Source organism: Pseudomonas khavaziana, from assembly GCF_036704165.1.
In the GTDB taxonomy this organism is placed as follows: Bacteria; Pseudomonadota; Gammaproteobacteria; order Pseudomonadales; family Pseudomonadaceae; genus Aquipseudomonas; species Aquipseudomonas khavaziana.
On sequence record NZ_CP129946.1, the window covers coordinates 336,625 to 354,650 of the forward strand.

The following is an 18,026-nucleotide window of genomic DNA, read 5'->3' on the forward strand; positions in this document are numbered from 1 at the left end:
GAGGTGTTGACAGCAGCGTGTAACGCTGTAGAATTCGCCTCCCGCTTCGGAGAGATCTTAAGCGCAAGTGGTTGAAGTTGTTGAAGAAATCTTCGAAAGCTTCTGAAAATAATCACTTGACAGCAAATGAGGCTGCTGTAGAATGCGCGCCTCGGTTGAGACGAAAGCTCTTAACCAACCGCTCTTTAACAACTGAATCAAGCAATTCGTGTGGGTGCTTGTGGGGTCAGACTGATAGTCAACAAGATTATCAGCATCACAAGTTACTCCGCGAGAAATCAAAGATGTAACCAACGATTGCTGAGCCAAGTTTAGGGTTTCTTAAAAACCCAAAGATGTTTGAACTGAAGAGTTTGATCATGGCTCAGATTGAACGCTGGCGGCAGGCCTAACACATGCAAGTCGAGCGGTAGAGAGAAGCTTGCTTCTCTTGAGAGCGGCGGACGGGTGAGTAATGCCTAGGAATCTGCCTGGTAGTGGGGGATAACGTTCGGAAACGGACGCTAATACCGCATACGTCCTACGGGAGAAAGCAGGGGACCTTCGGGCCTTGCGCTATCAGATGAGCCTAGGTCGGATTAGCTAGTTGGTGGGGTAATGGCTCACCAAGGCGACGATCCGTAACTGGTCTGAGAGGATGATCAGTCACACTGGAACTGAGACACGGTCCAGACTCCTACGGGAGGCAGCAGTGGGGAATATTGGACAATGGGCGAAAGCCTGATCCAGCCATGCCGCGTGTGTGAAGAAGGTCTTCGGATTGTAAAGCACTTTAAGTTGGGAGGAAGGGTTGTAGATTAATACTCTGCAATTTTGACGTTACCGACAGAATAAGCACCGGCTAACTCTGTGCCAGCAGCCGCGGTAATACAGAGGGTGCAAGCGTTAATCGGAATTACTGGGCGTAAAGCGCGCGTAGGTGGTTTGTTAAGTTGGATGTGAAATCCCCGGGCTCAACCTGGGAACTGCATTCAAAACTGACTGACTAGAGTATGGTAGAGGGTGGTGGAATTTCCTGTGTAGCGGTGAAATGCGTAGATATAGGAAGGAACACCAGTGGCGAAGGCGACCACCTGGACTGATACTGACACTGAGGTGCGAAAGCGTGGGGAGCAAACAGGATTAGATACCCTGGTAGTCCACGCCGTAAACGATGTCAACTAGCCGTTGGGAGCCTTGAGCTCTTAGTGGCGCAGCTAACGCATTAAGTTGACCGCCTGGGGAGTACGGCCGCAAGGTTAAAACTCAAATGAATTGACGGGGGCCCGCACAAGCGGTGGAGCATGTGGTTTAATTCGAAGCAACGCGAAGAACCTTACCAGGCCTTGACATCCAATGAACTTTCTAGAGATAGATTGGTGCCTTCGGGAACATTGAGACAGGTGCTGCATGGCTGTCGTCAGCTCGTGTCGTGAGATGTTGGGTTAAGTCCCGTAACGAGCGCAACCCTTGTCCTTAGTTACCAGCACGTTATGGTGGGCACTCTAAGGAGACTGCCGGTGACAAACCGGAGGAAGGTGGGGATGACGTCAAGTCATCATGGCCCTTACGGCCTGGGCTACACACGTGCTACAATGGTCGGTACAGAGGGTTGCCAAGCCGCGAGGTGGAGCTAATCCCAGAAAACCGATCGTAGTCCGGATCGCAGTCTGCAACTCGACTGCGTGAAGTCGGAATCGCTAGTAATCGCGAATCAGAATGTCGCGGTGAATACGTTCCCGGGCCTTGTACACACCGCCCGTCACACCATGGGAGTGGGTTGCACCAGAAGTAGCTAGTCTAACCTTCGGGAGGACGGTTACCACGGTGTGATTCATGACTGGGGTGAAGTCGTAACAAGGTAGCCGTAGGGGAACCTGCGGCTGGATCACCTCCTTAATCGACGACATCAGCTGCTCCATAAGTTCCCACACGAATTGCTTGATTCATTGAAGAAGACGATAAAGAAGCAGCCCGAAATTGGGTCTGTAGCTCAGTTGGTTAGAGCGCACCCCTGATAAGGGTGAGGTCGGCAGTTCGAATCTGCCCAGACCCACCAATTTTGTGTGGGAAACGCCTGTAGAAATACGGGGCCATAGCTCAGCTGGGAGAGCGCCTGCCTTGCACGCAGGAGGTCAACGGTTCGATCCCGTTTGGCTCCACCACTACTGCTTCTGTTTGTATAAAGCTTAGAAATGAGCATTCCATCAGTGTGATGGTGAATGTTGATTTCTAGTCTTTGATTAGATCGTTCTTTAAAAATTTGGGTATGTGATAGAAAGATAGACTGAACGTTACTTTCACTGGTAACGGATCAGGCTAAGGTAAAATTTGTGAGTTCTCTTAATTGAGAAATTCGAATTTTCGGCGAATGTTGTCTTCACAGTATAACCAGATTGCTTGGGGTTATATGGTCAAGTGAAGAAGCGCATACGGTGGATGCCTTGGCAGTCAGAGGCGATGAAAGACGTGGTAGCCTGCGAAAAGCTTCGGGGAGTCGGCAAACAGACTTTGATCCGGAGATGTCTGAATGGGGGAACCCAGCCATCATAAGATGGTTATCTTGTACTGAATACATAGGTGCAAGAGGCGAACCAGGGGAACTGAAACATCTAAGTACCCTGAGGAAAAGAAATCAACCGAGATTCCCTTAGTAGTGGCGAGCGAACGGGGACTAGCCCTTAAGTGGCTTTGAGATTAGCGGAACGCTCTGGAAAGTGCGGCCATAGTGGGTGATAGCCCTGTACGCGAAAATCTCTTAGTCATGAAATCGAGTAGGACGGAGCACGAGAAACTTTGTCTGAATATGGGGGGACCATCCTCCAAGGCTAAATACTACTGACTGACCGATAGTGAACTAGTACCGTGAGGGAAAGGCGAAAAGAACCCCGGAGAGGGGAGTGAAATAGATCCTGAAACCGTATGCGTACAAGCAGTGGGAGCCCACTTTGTTGGGTGACTGCGTACCTTTTGTATAATGGGTCAGCGACTTATTTTCAGTGGCGAGCTTAACCGAATAGGGGAGGCGTAGCGAAAGCGAGTCTTAATAGGGCGTCTAGTCGCTGGGAATAGACCCGAAACCGGGCGATCTATCCATGGGCAGGTTGAAGGTTGGGTAACACTAACTGGAGGACCGAACCGACTACCGTTGAAAAGTTAGCGGATGACCTGTGGATCGGAGTGAAAGGCTAATCAAGCTCGGAGATAGCTGGTTCTCCTCGAAAGCTATTTAGGTAGCGCCTCATGTATCACTGTAGGGGGTAGAGCACTGTTTCGGCTAGGGGGTCATCCCGACTTACCAAACCGATGCAAACTCCGAATACCTACAAGTGCCGAGCATGGGAGACACACGGCGGGTGCTAACGTCCGTCGTGAAAAGGGAAACAACCCAGACCGTCAGCTAAGGTCCCAAAGTTATGGTTAAGTGGGAAACGATGTGGGAAGGCTTAGACAGCTAGGAGGTTGGCTTAGAAGCAGCCACCCTTTAAAGAAAGCGTAATAGCTCACTAGTCGAGTCGGCCTGCGCGGAAGATGTAACGGGGCTCAAACCATACACCGAAGCTACGGGTATCACGTAAGTGATGCGGTAGAGGAGCGTTCTGTAAGCCTGTGAAGGTGAGTTGAGAAGCTTGCTGGAGGTATCAGAAGTGCGAATGCTGACATGAGTAACGACAATGGGTGTGAAAAACACCCACGCCGAAAGACCAAGGTTTCCTGCGCAACGTTAATCGACGCAGGGTTAGTCGGTCCCTAAGGCGAGGCTGAAAAGCGTAGTCGATGGAAAACAGGTTAATATTCCTGTACTTCTGGTTATTGCGATGGAGGGACGGAGAAGGCTAGGCCAGCTTGGCGTTGGTTGTCCAAGTTTAAGGTGGTAGGCTGGAATCTTAGGTAAATCCGGGATTCTAAGGCCGAGAGCTGATGACGAGTCATCTTTTAGATGACGAAGTGGTTGATGCCATGCTTCCAAGAAAAGCTTCTAAGCTTCAGGTAACCAGGAACCGTACCCCAAACCGACACAGGTGGTTGGGTAGAGAATACCAAGGCGCTTGAGAGAACTCGGGTGAAGGAACTAGGCAAAATGGCACCGTAACTTCGGGAGAAGGTGCGCCGGTGAGGGTGAAGGACTTGCTCCGTAAGCTCATGCCGGTCGAAGATACCAGGCCGCTGCGACTGTTTATTAAAAACACAGCACTCTGCAAACACGAAAGTGGACGTATAGGGTGTGACGCCTGCCCGGTGCCGGAAGGTTAATTGATGGGGTTAGCTAACGCGAAGCTCTTGATCGAAGCCCCGGTAAACGGCGGCCGTAACTATAACGGTCCTAAGGTAGCGAAATTCCTTGTCGGGTAAGTTCCGACCTGCACGAATGGCGTAACGATGGCGGCGCTGTCTCCACCCGAGACTCAGTGAAATTGAAATCGCTGTGAAGATGCAGTGTATCCGCGGCTAGACGGAAAGACCCCGTGAACCTTTACTATAGCTTTGCACTGGACTTTGAATTTGCTTGTGTAGGATAGGTGGGAGGCTTTGAAGCGTGGACGCCAGTCTGCGTGGAGCCAACCTTGAAATACCACCCTGGCAACTTTGAGGTTCTAACTCAGGTCCGTTATCCGGATCGAGGACAGTGTATGGTGGGTAGTTTGACTGGGGCGGTCTCCTCCTAAAGAGTAACGGAGGAGTACGAAGGTGCGCTCAGACCGGTCGGAAATCGGTCGTAGAGTATAAAGGCAAAAGCGCGCTTGACTGCGAGACAGACACGTCGAGCAGGTACGAAAGTAGGTCTTAGTGATCCGGTGGTTCTGTATGGAAGGGCCATCGCTCAACGGATAAAAGGTACTCCGGGGATAACAGGCTGATACCGCCCAAGAGTTCATATCGACGGCGGTGTTTGGCACCTCGATGTCGGCTCATCACATCCTGGGGCTGAAGCCGGTCCCAAGGGTATGGCTGTTCGCCATTTAAAGTGGTACGCGAGCTGGGTTTAGAACGTCGTGAGACAGTTCGGTCCCTATCTGCCGTGGACGTTTGAGATTTGAGAGGGGCTGCTCCTAGTACGAGAGGACCGGAGTGGACGAACCTCTGGTGTTCCGGTTGTCACGCCAGTGGCATTGCCGGGTAGCTATGTTCGGAATAGATAACCGCTGAAAGCATCTAAGCGGGAAACTAGCCTCAAGATGAGATCTCACTGGGACCTTGAGTCCCCTGAAGGGCCGTCGAAGACTACGACGTTGATAGGTTGGGTGTGTAAGCGCTGTGAGGCGTTGAGCTAACCAATACTAATTGCCCGTGAGGCTTGACCATATAACACCCAAGCAATTTGACTACTCTAACGAGCATCAGATTGCGGTGTGTGAAGACGCAATGAACCGAAAGTTCGATGCTCACAAAACACCGACAGCTGTCACATACCCAATTTGCTGAAGCGAGGCCAACTGGTCACGACTCAGTACCCGAATTTCTTGACGACCATAGAGCATTGGAACCACCTGATCCCATCCCGAACTCAGTAGTGAAACGATGCATCGCCGATGGTAGTGTGGGGTTTCCCCATGTGAGAGTAGGTCATCGTCAAGATTAAATTCCAGAACCCCTGTTTGCTAACGCAGACAGGGGTTTTGTTTATATAGAAACTCATGAATTTCACCGGCACGTTGCTAACGCAATGACCTGGTACACAGAATTTCTTGACGACCATAGAGCATTGGAACCACCTGATCCCATCCCGAACTCAGCAGTGAAACGATGCATCGCCGATGGTAGTGTGGGGTTTCCCCATGTGAGAGTAGGTCATCGTCAAGATTGAATTCCGAAGCCCCTGTCTGCTAACGCAGACAGGGGTTTTGTCGTTTAGGGCGACCCAAAACAAACAATTCCTCTAACCAGCCGTCTGTCGGTTTCCTACGCTAAAAGAAGATGCTTCTCACAAATTCCTAAGATTTGTCGAAGGTTGGCCGAAACCCTGACGAGCCATGCGTGCACCGAAATAGAGCGACCGTAGAGCCCGCCTATCCCGTTACATGGAATGTTCCACTCGGCACGCTCACCCCCTTTGGCAAAAGAAGTCGATGAAATGAATCTCAAGTTCAGTCATAAAATTCTGTTGGCCGCGTCAGGCGTCGTGGTTTTAGCCTTCGCGTTATTCACGCTGTACAACGACTACCTGCAACGCAACACGATCAAGCAAAACCTGGCCTCGTCCATTCAACAATCCGGCGAACTCACTGCCAGCAGTGTGCAGAACTGGCTCAGTGGTCGCATCCTGGTCCTCGAGAACCTGGCGCAGAACGTAGCTCATCAGGGCAATGCTGCCGACCTTCCCGGGCTGGTCGATCAGCCAGCGCTCACCTCCAACTTCCAGTTCACCTACGTGGGTCAGACCAACGGCGTGTTCACTCAGCGTCCTGATGCGAAGATGCCTGACGACTACGACCCTCGTCAGCGCCCTTGGTACAAGCAAGCAGTAGTAGCGGACAAAACCATGCTTACTCCGCCTTATATGGCGGCTGTGGGCGGCCAGATCGTGACAATTGCCATGCCTGTGAAGAAGAACGGCGAATTGTTGGGTGTTGTCGGTGGCGACCTGAGTCTGCAAACCCTGGTGAAGATCATCAATTCAGTAGACTTCGGCGGCATCGGCCATGCATTCCTGGTCAGCGGTGATGGTCAAGTCATCGTCAGCCCTGACCAGGACCAGGTGATGAAAAACCTCAAGGACATCTACTCTGGCAACAACGTACGCATCGAAAAGGTTAACCAGGACGTCGTCCTCAATCACCAGGACCGCATTCTGTCGTTCACGCCTATCAGCGGTTTGCCTGGCGCCGACTGGTACATCGGCCTGTCGATTGATAAAGAAAAAGCCTATGCCCCTTTGGGTAAATTCCGTACTTCAGCGTTGATTGCGATGTTGATCGCTGTCGTGGCCATTGCTGTGCTCCTGAGCTTGCTCATTCAAGTATTGCTACGTCCTTTGACTACCATGGGCGTTGCCATGAAGGACATTGCCCAAGGCGAAGGTGATTTGACCCGCCGCCTCGACGTGACCAGCAAAGACGAATTCGGGGAAGTCGGTAGTGCGTTCAACCAGTTCGTAGAGCGGATCCACGCCTCGATTTCCGAGGTGTCTTCGGCAACTCGGCAGGTGCACGATCTATCCCAGCGTGTAATGGCATCGTCCAATGCCTCGATCATCGGGTCCGACGAACAGAGTGCGCGCACCAACAGCGTCGCAGCTGCGATCAACGAACTGGGCGCCGCTACCCAAGAAATCGCGCGCAACGCCGCAGATGCTTCGCAGCATGCCAGCGGTGCCAGCGAGCAAGCTGACGATGGGCGTAAGGTGGTTGAGCAAACCATCCAGGCGATGTCGGAGCTGTCACAGAAGATCAGCCTGTCCTGCACTCAGATCGAGACCTTGAATGCCAGTACCGACAACATCGGTCATATTCTTGATGTGATCAAAGGCATCTCCCAGCAAACCAACTTGCTTGCCCTTAACGCGGCGATCGAAGCTGCCCGTGCCGGTGAAGCCGGACGTGGATTTGCGGTGGTGGCTGATGAAGTGCGTAACCTGGCGCATCGTACCCAAGAGTCGGCAGAAGAGATCCACAAGATGATCACTTCCCTGCAAGTGGGGTCCCGAGAAGCAGTGACCACCATGAATGCCAGTCAGGTCTCCAGCGAAGAAAGCGTTGAAGTGGCCAACCAGGCGGGTGAGCGCCTGGTCAGCGTGACGCAGCGCATCGTTGAAATCGATGGCATGAACCAGTCGGTTGCGGCAGCAACCGAAGAACAGACCGCAGTCGTTGAAACCCTCAACGTTGACATCAACCAGATCAACCTGCTGAACCAGCAGGGCGTGGCCAACCTCAACGAGACGCTCAAGGACTGCGATGCGCTGTCCCAGCAGGCCAGTCGATTGAAGCAATTGGTCGATAGCTTCAAAATCTGAACCCGACTGCACCGGAGCGAGATACCTCGCTCCGACTGCTTAGCCAAGCATCCGGCGCACATTCTCCAACGCGCTGTCGGCGAACGTCTGTGCAAACTGTTCAAATTCAGCTTGAGTCGTTTCCTGCGGCTCGCCCACCAGCGTCCAAGTTGCCTTGGAACACTCGGCGCCAAGCGCTTCCACACTCATTGCTGCCCATAGGCGCGCCACGCCCAAAGTGTTGTAGAGGGTGGTCCACGTCATGTACATGGCGCTTTCGTCTCGGCTGTTCAGTTGCTCCACGACGCAATGGCCATCGTGGAAAATTTTAGTGCGCAATGCGCCTACCCCAACACCCGTCATCTCGATGTGTGACAGGCTTGGGATGAAGGTATCAAAACTATCAAAGCTACCGACCACGTCCCACAGGCGTTTAGCCTCACACGGGACTACGACGGAAGCCACAATCGGTGTACCGATCGGATTGCGAATTAACGTATCGGGTTGCAGCGGTTTCATGGGGGAGTCCTGAAGCAGTTCAGAGGAAGCCGATGGCCCTGAGGTAGTCACAGCCCTTGCGTAACAGCTCCGGGTTCTTTGGCGGATAGTCCACACCCATCTTTTCCAGGCCCCAGCGGGCATTGTCGTGACGGATCATCGAAGTGTCGCCGATGTCTTCGCCGAGCCCGTCCAGGTAAAAGCCCAGCACGCGAAACAGCGCATTATCACGGCTCACCGTTTGCAGCGTCCGTTGCCAGTGTTCAATGCTCACCCGGTCGAAGACGTGCCCGGCCTCGCTGAACGCGTCGAGGTACTGATCCCAGCTCAAGGGCTGCGGGTTGTGCAGGTTGAATACGTTTCGCCCAGGGGCAAAGCGGACGCTGTGAAAGGCAATGAAGCCAGCCAGGAAGTCCACCGGCATCAGATCGAAGTTCACGTCCAGGCGGGGTGCCAAGCCCAATTGCAGGGAGCCCTTGAGCATCAACATCAATCGATTTTTCTGCGGCTGGCAAACACCGTTCTGACTGTTGAAGCTGATATTCCCGGGCCGATGGATATTCACCCAGGCCCCTTGCTCCCTTGCCCGCCCTAACAGCCGTTCGGCCACCCACTTGGAAAGGTTATAGCCATTTTTCACATAGAGCGGTAACGCGTGCCCTGCTGGTGCTTCAAGGACGTACCCATCGCCGTCCACGTTGCTGCAGGCTGATAGCGTCGAGATGAAGTTGAGCACCTTTTTACAATGGGTCTCGCAAAGACGCAGGCACTCAAGGGCTGGTTCGACGTTGTCCTTGGCGAGTGACACATAGTCCATCACATGATTGACCTGTGCCGCGTTGTGCACCAGCACGCCATAATCGCGAGCGAGGTAGTCGTACACATTGCATGCCAAGCCCAGGCGAGGTTGGCGAATGTCGGCGGCGTATACCTGCACTCGGCTCAGGTCCAGATGCTCCAAGTGGTATTCACGCAAGGCCTGGGTAAACCTTGCTGTTGCCGATTGACCTGGCAGTTCCCGCACAAGGCACGCCACCTCTTGTGCTCCTGCCGCCAGCAGCGCGTGAACGATATGCGCCCCGACAAAGCTATTTGCCCCAGTGACGATCGCCTTACGCGGATCTCCCGCGCGAGCCTCCGGTAGCATCTTGATCTCCAGCACTTGTGATGCATCTTTCTCCATCTGGCTGCCAGGCGTGTCCGGCAACACACTACCTTCCATCAGGGCCGCCAATGTGCGGATTGTCGGCGCCTCGAAAAAGTGGCTCAGAGAGAGGCTACGGCCAAACCGCTCGCGCACGCGTAGCAATAAAGTCGACAAGAGGATGGAGTGGCCGCCCAGATTGAAAAAGCTGTCGTCAATCGATAATTCGCCAGCGGGCAACGCCAGCAATTGCGCCCACAGGTCCACCAACTGCTTTTGCAGATCGGTCTGAGCACAGCAGCGAGTCACTGCTTGAGGGATGGACAACGGCATGGCCAGTAATGCCTTGCGATCAATCTTGCCGTTACTCGATCCCGGCATGCGCGCCAACTCGCTCCAAATGACGGGCCGCATATGTTCGGGCAGCCACTGGCGGGCATATTGCTGCAAGTCAGCCAGCGTGGCGCTGGGTTCGGGTTGTGTGACAAAAGCGATGACCCTGAGGCCCGGGTCAATCACTACGGCTACTTGGCGAAACAATCGACTGTTGCGCAGGCATTGTTCGATTTCCTGGGGCTCGACTCGGAATCCGCGGATTTTGACTTGGTCATCCCGACGCCCACCCAACTTGATACCGTCCTGAGTCCATTTCGCCAGGTCGCCGCTACGGTAAGCATGCAACACCTGCCCATCAGGCAATGTCAGTGCAACAAAAGGGCTGTCGGCCCGTTGCGGTACATTCAAATAACCCAGGCTTACCCCCGGGCCTGCGATATACAAATCGCCCAGCACTTGTTCATCCACGGGCTGCAGGTTTTCGTCGAGAATCAACACTTGGCTGTTGGCAATGGGATGGCCGATGTTGCGAGGGCTGTCGCCATGCCGGAACACCCTATGTGTTGCCAGCACCGTGGTCTCGGTCGGCCCATAGAGGTTATGCAACTGGCATTGGCCTGCCAGTCGTTCGATTACATAGGGCTCGCAGAAATCGCCTCCAGTGAGCAGGTGAGCAAGCCCCAGTGGCTGATCCAGCGGCAGGATGCTGAGCAGCGCCGGCGGTAGAAAGCCATGGGTGACGCGTTGCCCGCGAATCAATTCGACCAGTTGTCGAGGGTCTTGGCGTTGATCGTTGCTGGGGATAATCAACTCGGCGCCGGCTATCAAGGCAGGGAAAATATCGATCAATGAAGAGTCGAAGCTCAACGGCGAAAACTGCAACACGCGACTCTCTTCATTCATCTCTACACAAGCGCCGAGCCAGGCGCTGAAATGCGCCAGGTTGTATTGGCTAAGCAGCACCCCCTTGGGAAACCCGGTAGTGCCTGAGGTGAAAAGCGCCATGCACGGTGTGTCGGCACTGGGCCGTTCACGCATCAGTGGCAGTGCACGGGTGATGGCGCACGGTTCGATCTTGCTGACATCCAATGAGGCGAGGCGATCTCGCAGCGGGTGCAGGCCATTCTCCAGCAATACACAAGCGCCGGCGCTTGCCAGCATCTGCTGTTGGCGCTGCACCGGATGGTCCGGCGCCAGAGGCAAATACACCGCGCCACTGCCCAGCACCGCAAGGATGCTTGCGTACAGCTCAACGGACTTTGCCAGGCACACGCCTATCACGGGTTGAGTTTCGATGCCCTCCAAGAGTGGAAGCAGACGCTGCTGGATCGCCAAGGCGTGTGCCTGGAGCTGCTGATAAGTCAGCAGGTTGCCCGCGATATTCAACGCTGTTCGAGTGGCGAACTTGTCCAGGCTGGCTTGCAGCCGTTCCATCATGGGGGTCTGGGCCGCCTGCAACAGCGCTGGATCCGTCGTGCCATTGAGTCGATGCTTGAACGCCAAGGTTTCCAGCGCTTGCAGACTGTGTTCGGGCCAGTCGTTAGGGGTGACCACAACGGTGAAGCAGGCCGGGTCCCTGGAGTAACTACTAACCAACAAGGCGAGCCATTCCACCAGTGCGTTCGTTGCCTTGTGACGCAATCGCTGCCCATTGCCGCTGAAATCCTCTGCGACGTCGTACACAGCCAACAGGCGTCGTTCACGGTCATAGCAGCGGAATTGCAGGGCTGGCAGTCCATTCTCGGACACCGGGCCAATGCCCATGCGCAAACTCATCCAGTATGCGTCAGCGGATAATTGCGCGAGTGGCCGGCTACCGTCTTCAATCACCAGGTCGACAGGCCCCGTTCCCGAGACATGACCGTATTGTTCCAGCACTTGCTTGACGGGGGCCAGGACGTTACTGGCGGCGCCCCACGCTATCGTCAAACGCTTCATGCCGGCCTCCCCGCCATAGGCAGGTAGCTGCTCAGCGCCCGAGCCACGCTGGGTGTTTGCAGCACGCCGCTGTGACGCAGCAGGCTCATTATATTGCCTATCAGTGGATGCTGGTGGTTGATGGGGAAGTCCAGCGCAGAGACTTCATGGTGCAGTGCCAGACGTGTGTCGGCGCTGATTTCCAAGTGTTCGATCAGGTGCAGATCAAAGTCTTTCTGCAGGTCGTTGGTCAGGTAATGCTCCAGGAAAACGGGCAAAGCTTGAGCAATGCTGTCGCGCTCCTGCGAGCTTGCCGATTGCCAGTAGAGACGCACTAACTGTGTCCAGAACTGCGCGTGACGACCCTCATCAAACAGGTGGTCGGCCATCATGCCGCGGATGGATGATTTGACGCTGTCATCCTTGGAGAATGCGGCCACGTCGTGGGTTACGGTGTTTTCGGCAATGGCCACGCCGATCAACTCGACGGCGTCGTGCAAATGCGCTGGCACCTGCGCCTGTGCCGCCGGCAGTGCGCGGCTCAATTCGATTTGCCCAGGCAGATCAAGCGGCTGGATACCGGTCATTTCCACGGCTTGTTGCAGGAAGTCCAACGCGACCAACGCGTGATAGTCCTCGTCCACCACGACGGTCATCGCGTCGTACCGGCAGGCGAGCGGAAAGGGCGGTGAAAAACGGTTCTTGGCGATGTTGCGTGCGGTCTTGTCGACGATTTCGGTTTCGAAGATCACCACGTCATTGATGAATTTATAGAAGCTTTGTACCAGCACGAAGTCGCGCCACTGTGGGCACTGCTCGAGGAAGGTTGCACTCAGTACGAGGGGTTGTCGGTACAGAGGGAAGATGAGTTTGTTGTCGTCCTCCAGCATGCGCCGGGGGCGTGTTCGAATGGTCGCGCGCCGCTCCCAGTCATCGGCAAAGGATCGATAATTGACAACGTTCATTGGTGTACCCCTTGCATCGAAGTCAGAACCCCGTCCCAAAAGGTAATGCGACTTTCCACGGCGTCGAGGGCGGCATTATCTGCTTGCTTATGGCGAATCGGGTCTGCGCCGACCAGGCGCTTGAGCAATTGCTCCGCTGCCGGCCCATGGTCGTGGCTGTCCATTTCGATGTGACGATTGAGGTAGTGACATAAGGTGGGTGCCTCATGATCAATGAGCCCATGACTGTGCAACAGTCGCTGGAACATCGACGGAATGACACTCTCGCGGCCATGCAAGAATGCCGCTGCGACGCAGTGAGTCGGGGCGCTCAAGGCGACCTGCAGCGTGCTGTCGACAAAGCGGGCCACCCCAGGTGGCGCATCGATCATCTGCAAGGCGGCACTGACCTCCACGCCTTCGCATTGCAGGTCGATCAGGCGGGTAATGGCGACAGTGCTGGCGCCGACCTCCGTCATGGCGTCCAGGTACAGCTCGAAGTGGCTGCGATAACCCCGCGTCGGGTGTTCGTCTGACTCCTCGCCAAGCACTATTTCATTGATCAAGCGGGCAGCCTGCGAGTCCGCAGGTGGGAGCCAAGGTATCTGGGTACAGGTCAGGTCCTGTTGCAGGCGTTTAGTCAGGGTCATGAAGTCCCAGACGGCAAATACATGGTTTTCCATGAAGTGCTGTAACTTGTTAAGTGAAGTTATTTCTATAAATAATGGATGGTTGAAAAGTTGTAGTTTTTTTTGTTCAAGCAATTCTTGATACATGGTTGACGCCTATGAATTGTTGCAGGTGCTCAAAAGCAGTGTTGGGATTTTGTAGTTGTAAGATAGAAGGGGAACGTTAAATCGAGACCGCACGACGCGCGCGGCGCAGCACTGACATAGACCTGCGCAACGAACTTGGAGGTGTGGTTTTTCGGGAAATGATAATAAACTGATTAAACGTTTGGGCTGGCTTATAAATGTATTAAATGTTTTTTCTGTGTGGTTTTTATTAGTTGAGTTGTCTGTGGTCAGTGTCGGATGTTTCCTCGCGTTAATTAAGTTGAAGTGGATTTTCCGTATGCCAATGTGGCAACTTCCCAGGGAGGTTGCCCCGTAGCGGTAAAGGGCGATAGAGGGTCGAGGATCCTATTGCCGGGCTTTTTTTTCGGCGGTTTCAAGCCCCTTGAGGTAGGTGGCTATGACCTCCATCCCACGCATCAAGTGATTACGCAGCGTCAGGATGCTCTCATCGACCTTCTTCTGTGCCACCAGGCTCAGCAATTCACGGTGGTCTTCCTGGGACGTCTCGCCTAGTCCCATCGCCTCAAGGTTGAAGCGCAGGAAACGCTCCTCTTCATTCAGCCCGTGCTCGACCAAGGTGAGCAATCGCTGGTTGGGTGCCTTGCCATACAGGACCATGTGGAACAGGCGATTGAGGCGACCAATCTCGGTATAGTCCTTTTCGCATTCCAGCGCATTGATGCACGCCTCGGCCTCGGACAGATCTTTCTCGGTGAGCAATGGAATCGACAAGCGCAGCGCTTCGGATTCCAGCAGCATGCGCAAGGCATAGGTCTCAGCCGAATTGTCCTCGATCAAGGGCGCAACCACGGCACCCTTGTGAGTCACCACATGCAGCAGGGATTGCGCCTCCAGCTGGCGCAAGGCTTCGCGTACGGGCATGCGGCTGACGCCGAACAAGCTGGCCAGCTCCTGCTGGCGCATCGCAGTGCCACAGGGCAATCGCCCATCGAGAATGGCGTTGCGCAGTGTTTCTTCAATTACGGAGCGAGCAAGATGGGCGGGAATAGGCCCGCTGATTTTGATGCTGCTTAAAGGGTTCGGCTTCTGCGTCACGGTTACGCTATCCTCCTTTTTTGAATAATAGTTTGGCTAATTGGATCCAATGCACACTAGAGATGGGTCAGGCGCTTGTCAAACAGCCTAAGTTTCCGTTTGTAAGGGCTTACACAGCCTACTTTGTGAGTCCCACAAGGGGCGGTCATAAACTCAGTCCACTGACGAATGATTGCACTGTGCCATTGTTTTTTGTAGGGCGAGGCTTCACCATCCCTTGAAATTCCGTCTCTTTCATGGACTGAACGCCTTGGCGGTAAGTTTTATTCCCTATCGAGTCCTTTGCTGGTTTTTATCGGCAATTTTATTGGCTGGCCTGATGCTCGGCGGGCTGTGTGCCGATTGGGATTTCTCGCAGATCAGCCGCAAGGCTACCGCCGTATACGGGCCGCTGGGCCAAGGCCAGCAGCGTATCGACGCCTGGCAGCGGCTATTGGCGACTGAAAAACAGGTCAGCGAGTCGGAGCAGCTCAAGGTGGTTAACTTGTTCTTCAACAAGCAAATGACCTACGTCGAAGACATCGACCTCTGGCACGTCATCGACTATTGGGAGACACCCGTCGAGGCCCTTTGGAAGGGGGCCGGTGACTGCGAAGACTACGCGATCGCAAAGTATTTCAGTTTGCGTCATCTGGGTGTGTCCAGCGACAAATTGCGCATCACCTACGTCAAGGCCTTGCGACAGAATCGCGCGCACATGGTCCTGACCTATTATTCGACCCCCGACGCTATCCCGCTGGTGCTCGACAGCCTGATGGACGAAATCCTGCCGGCTACCCGCCGTACCGATCTGGTCCCGGTGTACTCATTCAACGCCGAGGGCCTGTACTTGCCCGGCGCCAAGGGCAACAAAAAAGTCGGTGATACCAAACGCTTGTCGCGCTGGCAGGATGTGTTGAGAAAAATGCGTGCGGAAGGCTTTCCAGCCGAGCCTGCCAACTAGGAGTAACTGATCGGATGTCCTTGTTCAAACAACTATTGATCGCTATCTGTCTGTTCCTGGTGGTCGCCTTCAGCGGCAGCTTCATGGTCAGCCTGGAAAGCTCGCGCACCCAATACGTCAACCAACTGCGCTCCCATGCCCAGGATGCGGCGACGGCGCTGGCGCTGTCGCTGACCCCGAATATCGATGACCCGGCCATGGTGGAACTGCTGGTCAGCTCGATCTTCGACAGCGGCTATTACGCCAGCATCCGTGTAGTGGACCTGGCCACCGACAAAACCATCGTCGAGCGCAGCGGTATTCCTGACAACAACGGCGTGCCCAACTGGTTCGTGAAGTTGATCGGCCTGGAGCCGGCAGGTGGTGATGCCCTGGTCAGCCGAGGCTGGGAGCAGGCGGCACGGGTCGAGGTAGTCAGCCATCCGATGTTTGCCCTGGCCAAACTCTGGCAGAGCGCGTTGGGTAGCCTTGGCTGGTTGTTGCTGTGCGGCGCGGTGAGTGTGGTGCTAGGTGGGCTTTTGCTGCGCCGGCAGTTGAAGCCGTTGGACTATATGGTCAAACAATCCCACGCCATCGCCCGCCGGGAGTTCCTCAGCCTGCCCGATCTGCCACGCACTCCCGAGCTGCGACGAGTGGTGCAGGCCATGAACCAGATGGTGGAAAAGCTCAAGGCGTTGTTCCAGGAGCAGGCCGAACGCAGCGAAAAACTGCGCACCGAATCCTATCAGGACAACCTCACCGGCCTCGCCAACCGACGTTATTTCGAGATGCAGCTCAACGCCCGTGTCAGCAACCCGGAAGAGACCAATTCCGGCTATCTGCTGTTGCTGCGGGTCAAGGACCTTGCCGGGCTCAACCAGCGCCTGGGCGGCCAGCGCACCGACCAGTTGCTACAAGCGGTTGGCGAGCAACTGCTGCGCCAGTGCGAGCCATACCCGGAAACCCACAACCTCGTCACCCGCATCCGCGGCGGCGAGTTCGCCGTGCTGGCGCCGGGTTTGATGCGTGAAGAAGCGCTGCAATTGGCGCAAAACCTTGAAAGCACCTTGCTCAGCCTGCAAGCGACCGGTGCCAGCGATGTTACGCCGGTCGCTTATATTGGCCTGGCTCCGTTCAACCATGGCGATGCGCCTCAAGCCCTGCTGACCCTGGCTGACCAGGCCCTGGCCCAGGCCGAAGCGCAGGGCGACAGCAGTTGGGTGTGCCTGGACCGCAGCGCTGCCGCCAGCGTCGGTGACGATCATCATGCCTGGCACAGGTTGTTGGACCAGGCCCTGACCCAGCAGCGCTTTGAGCTGTACTTCCAGCCCGTCGTTGCCAGCCAGGACACACAGTTGGTCTTGCACTACAAGGTCCTGTCGCGCCTGCAGGACGAAGACGGCCACACTATACCGGCCGGGCGTTTCCTGCCGTGGTTGGAACGCTTTGGCTGGTCGGCCCGTCTGGACCGCCTGATGTTGGAGCAAGTGCTCAAGCAAATGGCCAACCACAGCCATAACCTGGCGCTGAACCTCTCAGCCGCGACCTTGCAGGACACCCAGGCGCTGAACCGGATTTACGATCTGCTACGCCAGCACAGCAACCTGGGCCCGCGCCTCACCCTGGAGATCGGTGAAGAGCAACTGCCTGAACAGCACGTGCTGGAACAGATGACCCAGCGCCTGCGCGAGTTGGGTTTCTCTCTCAGCCTGCAACGTTTCGGTGGGCGCTTCAGCATGATTGGCAACCTGGCGCGCCTGGGCCTGGCGTACTTGAAGATCGATGGCAGCTACATTCGTGCCATCGACCAGGAAAGTGACAAGCGCTTGTTTATCGAAGCTATCCAGCGCGCCGCCCACAGCATCGATCTGCCGTTGATTGCCGAGCGTGTGGAAACCGAGGGCGAGTTGAAGGTGATTCGTGAGATGGGGATTTTTGGAGTGCAGGGTCAGCTGTTTGGCGAGCCTGCGCCCTGGAAATAATTACCTGTAGGAGCGAGCTTGCTCGCGAAGATCGCCAACGATAACGCGCAAAGCCTGACACCCCGTGGCGATTTGAGTCTTTTCGCGAGCAAGCTCGCTCCTACAGTGCGTAGGAGCGGCTGGATCAAATCAATCCTTTCTCGTCATCATCGATCAACTGGCTCAACCCACCCAACGCTTCCCGCGCATGGTTGCGATCCATCAACTTAGCCTGTGCCGCTGGCGGCAGGTCGGTCACGCTGATCACGCCTTTGCGGGTCAGCACCTGGATCAAGTCATCCAGTACCCGGATCATCTCCAAGTCGCTCTGCTTGAGCTGGGCCAGGCTGGTTTCCACCACTTCGTTGGCGTACCAGGCCTGGATCTCATGGTGATCGGCCGGCAGGGTTTCGGTGGATTCGGTAAAGGCGGCGGCCTCTACGCGAACCAGCGCGCCCAGCGCATCACGTTGCACGTAAAACATAAGAACCCCTCGAATATGAGCCACATGCGTTCAACAGCATAGGCCAACGCTGCGT

At 55.2% G+C, this 18,026-nt stretch carries 9 protein-coding genes, 2 tRNA genes, 4 rRNA genes and 1 pseudogene; 10 read left to right on the forward strand and 6 right to left on the reverse strand.

Annotation, left to right across the window (positions count from 1 at the left end; translation table 11 throughout):
• Nucleotides 1–341: 341 nt before the first annotated feature.
• The 7 genes from QYQ93_RS01525 to QYQ93_RS01555 all read left to right on the forward strand — a co-directional run bounded on the left by QYQ93_RS01525 (nucleotide 342) and on the right by QYQ93_RS01555 (nucleotide 7,933).
• Nucleotides 342–1,878, forward strand: a 16S ribosomal RNA gene (locus QYQ93_RS01525).
• 83 nt (nucleotides 1,879–1,961) lie between these two features.
• Nucleotides 1,962–2,038: transfer RNA gene (locus tag QYQ93_RS01530), tRNA-Ile, on the forward strand.
• 30 nt (nucleotides 2,039–2,068) lie between these two features.
• A tRNA-Ala gene (locus QYQ93_RS01535) sits at nucleotides 2,069–2,144 on the forward strand.
• 247 nt (nucleotides 2,145–2,391) lie between these two features.
• Nucleotides 2,392–5,283, forward strand: a 23S ribosomal RNA gene (locus QYQ93_RS01540).
• Nucleotides 5,284–5,440: 157 nt separating this feature from the next.
• Nucleotides 5,441–5,556: ribosomal RNA gene (gene rrf, locus QYQ93_RS01545) — 5S ribosomal RNA — on the forward strand.
• A 109-nt stretch (nucleotides 5,557–5,665) separates the two neighbouring features.
• Nucleotides 5,666–5,781, forward strand: a 5S ribosomal RNA gene (gene rrf / locus QYQ93_RS01550).
• Together the 16S, 23S and 5S rRNA genes with 2 tRNA genes alongside form the textbook arrangement of a ribosomal RNA operon.
• Nucleotides 5,782–6,052: 271 nt before the next feature.
• The gene (locus QYQ93_RS01555) at nucleotides 6,053–7,933 is read left to right on the forward strand and encodes a methyl-accepting chemotaxis protein (protein WP_043051464.1); all 1,881 of its coding nucleotides are present in this window, start codon (nucleotides 6,053–6,055) and stop codon (nucleotides 7,931–7,933) included.
• 39 nt (nucleotides 7,934–7,972) lie between these two features.
• Here QYQ93_RS01555 and QYQ93_RS01560 read toward each other — a convergent pair whose 3' ends face one another.
• From QYQ93_RS01560 to QYQ93_RS01580, 5 genes are all read right to left on the reverse strand, one after another.
• Nucleotides 7,973–8,431 carry an SRPBCC family protein gene (locus tag QYQ93_RS01560; RefSeq protein WP_043051465.1) on the reverse strand — a complete coding sequence of 153 codons (459 nt, stop codon included), beginning with the start codon at nucleotides 8,429–8,431 and terminating at the stop codon, nucleotides 7,973–7,975.
• 19 nt (nucleotides 8,432–8,450) lie between these two features.
• Complete coding sequence (locus QYQ93_RS01565) at nucleotides 8,451–11,828, reverse strand: amino acid adenylation domain-containing protein (protein WP_338476132.1); 3,378 nt, start codon at nucleotides 11,826–11,828, stop codon at nucleotides 8,451–8,453.
• On the reverse strand, nucleotides 11,825–12,772 hold the full coding sequence (locus QYQ93_RS01570) for a diiron oxygenase (protein WP_338476133.1): 948 nt from the start codon (nucleotides 12,770–12,772) through the stop codon (nucleotides 11,825–11,827). Before QYQ93_RS01570 ends, QYQ93_RS01565 begins: the two co-directional genes overlap by 4 nt.
• Complete coding sequence (locus QYQ93_RS01575; protein WP_338476134.1) at nucleotides 12,769–13,527, reverse strand: DUF3050 domain-containing protein; 759 nt, start codon at nucleotides 13,525–13,527, stop codon at nucleotides 12,769–12,771. Before QYQ93_RS01575 ends, QYQ93_RS01570 begins: the two co-directional genes overlap by 4 nt.
• 366 nt (nucleotides 13,528–13,893) lie before the next feature.
• The gene (locus QYQ93_RS01580; RefSeq protein ID WP_043051469.1) at nucleotides 13,894–14,604 is read right to left on the reverse strand and encodes a GntR family transcriptional regulator; all 711 of its coding nucleotides are present in this window, start codon (nucleotides 14,602–14,604) and stop codon (nucleotides 13,894–13,896) included.
• Between the two features lie 319 nt (nucleotides 14,605–14,923).
• Between QYQ93_RS01580 and lapG the strand changes: the two genes are divergently transcribed.
• The 3 genes and pseudogenes from lapG to QYQ93_RS28470 all read left to right on the forward strand — a co-directional run.
• Nucleotides 14,924–15,547 (forward strand): cysteine protease LapG, encoded by a 624-nt coding sequence (gene lapG / locus QYQ93_RS01585; RefSeq protein ID WP_338477234.1) that lies wholly within the window; start codon nucleotides 14,924–14,926, stop codon nucleotides 15,545–15,547.
• Between the two features lie 14 nt (nucleotides 15,548–15,561).
• Complete coding sequence (lapD, locus tag QYQ93_RS01590) at nucleotides 15,562–17,508, forward strand: cyclic di-GMP receptor LapD (protein WP_043051471.1); 1,947 nt, start codon at nucleotides 15,562–15,564, stop codon at nucleotides 17,506–17,508.
• 18 nt (nucleotides 17,509–17,526) lie between these two features.
• Nucleotides 17,527–17,616: pseudogene (locus tag QYQ93_RS28470) on the forward strand (outer membrane lipoprotein carrier protein LolA); the annotation flags it as partial.
• A 16-nt stretch (nucleotides 17,617–17,632) separates the two neighbouring features.
• On the opposite strand, the gene QYQ93_RS01595 reads toward QYQ93_RS28470, so the two are convergent.
• Nucleotides 17,633–17,971 (reverse strand): hypothetical protein, encoded by a 339-nt coding sequence (locus QYQ93_RS01595; protein WP_043051472.1) that lies wholly within the window; start codon nucleotides 17,969–17,971, stop codon nucleotides 17,633–17,635.
• Between the last annotated feature and the right edge of the window lie 55 nt (nucleotides 17,972–18,026).

What these genes read in the sequence shown, in the direction of transcription:
- QYQ93_RS01555 (WP_043051464.1), top strand. Translation starts at nt 6,053, where the DNA reads ATGAATCTCAAGTTCAGTCATAAAATTCTGTTGGCCGCGTCAGGCGTC.
- lapG (WP_338477234.1), top strand. Translation starts at nt 14,924, where the DNA reads ATGCTCGGCGGGCTGTGTGCCGATTGGGATTTCTCGCAGATCAGCCGC.
- QYQ93_RS01575 (WP_338476134.1), bottom strand. Translation starts at nt 13,527, where the DNA reads ATGTATCAAGAATTGCTTGAACAAAAAAAACTACAACTTTTCAACCAT.
- QYQ93_RS01560 (WP_043051465.1), bottom strand. Translation starts at nt 8,431, where the DNA reads ATGAAACCGCTGCAACCCGATACGTTAATTCGCAATCCGATCGGTACA.
- lapD (WP_043051471.1), top strand. Translation starts at nt 15,562, where the DNA reads ATGTCCTTGTTCAAACAACTATTGATCGCTATCTGTCTGTTCCTGGTG.
- QYQ93_RS01565 (WP_338476132.1), bottom strand. Translation starts at nt 11,828, where the DNA reads ATGAAGCGTTTGACGATAGCGTGGGGCGCCGCCAGTAACGTCCTGGCC.
- QYQ93_RS01595 (WP_043051472.1), bottom strand. Translation starts at nt 17,971, where the DNA reads ATGTTTTACGTGCAACGTGATGCGCTGGGCGCGCTGGTTCGCGTAGAG.
- QYQ93_RS01570 (WP_338476133.1), bottom strand. Translation starts at nt 12,772, where the DNA reads ATGAACGTTGTCAATTATCGATCCTTTGCCGATGACTGGGAGCGGCGC.